This window comes from Polaromonas sp. P3_C2, from assembly GCF_056402675.1.
On the sequence record NZ_JBFUGX010001153.1, the window covers coordinates 1 to 730 of the forward strand.

Annotated in this window: 1 protein-coding gene and 1 pseudogene; both read right to left on the bottom strand. The window is 61.5% G+C overall.

Going from position 1 to position 730, the window contains the following annotated elements; translation table 11 throughout:
• Positions 1-510, bottom strand: a 510-nt coding sequence (locus tag AC1DWI_RS25270) for a FecR family protein (RefSeq protein ID WP_477726198.1), incomplete at its 3' end; no start/stop codon positions are given.
• Positions 507-730, bottom strand: a pseudogene (locus tag AC1DWI_RS25275) (hypothetical protein); the annotation flags it as partial. The pseudogene AC1DWI_RS25275 and the gene AC1DWI_RS25270, both read right to left, overlap by 4 nt.

Sequence of the window (730 nt, forward strand, 5' to 3'; positions counted from 1 at the left end):
GTTCGACTCCATGTCAACCGTACCGTAGCAGTTGCAGAAATAGCTGCGGTTCCCCTGGTCGGCGAAGACCTCGGCATAGACGCCCGTGCCACGTATACCCGCCGTCAGCGTGGGCAGGACAATGGAGCGGCTGCTGCCCTTGCCCCAGACGCTGACCACGGCGCCCGTGAGCAGGCGCAGCAGGCTCACGGTATTGAGCGAGTTGCCGCGCTCCACTTTCATCATGGAGTTCTCACGCACCTGGAATGCCGAGTTGCCGATGACAAACATCAGGTTGGAGCCCGGACCGGTCTGGATCTGGTCGCCGGTGAGGATGGTTTCGCCGGTCTGCAGCCGATTGCCGTTGAGCAGGGCATCGCCCCTCAGCTCGACGATATTGCTTCGCTGCTGGGCCATGGCGGCCGGCAATCCCCCCATCGCTACCCAGGCGGCTGCTGCCTTGAGCGTGTCACGCCGTTGAAACCACAAAATGTCCTGTTCGGTACGGCCTTGCAGCTGGTGCTGGGTCATGAAGAATCTCCTGGGGTAGCGGGGTCGTTATTGGTGTTTTCCGGGTTATTGGCGCCATCCGGCGAGTCACCGGGTAGCGTGGCCACGAAGCTATCACGAAACGTGAAGTAAATCGAGGTGGAAAACATGGCTGCGATGAGCAAGCCCAGGGGCATCATTGCCGCGGCCGCGAATTCAGCGCTGCCTGTCAGGCCGGCAAGCACGCTCAGCACGATGACCA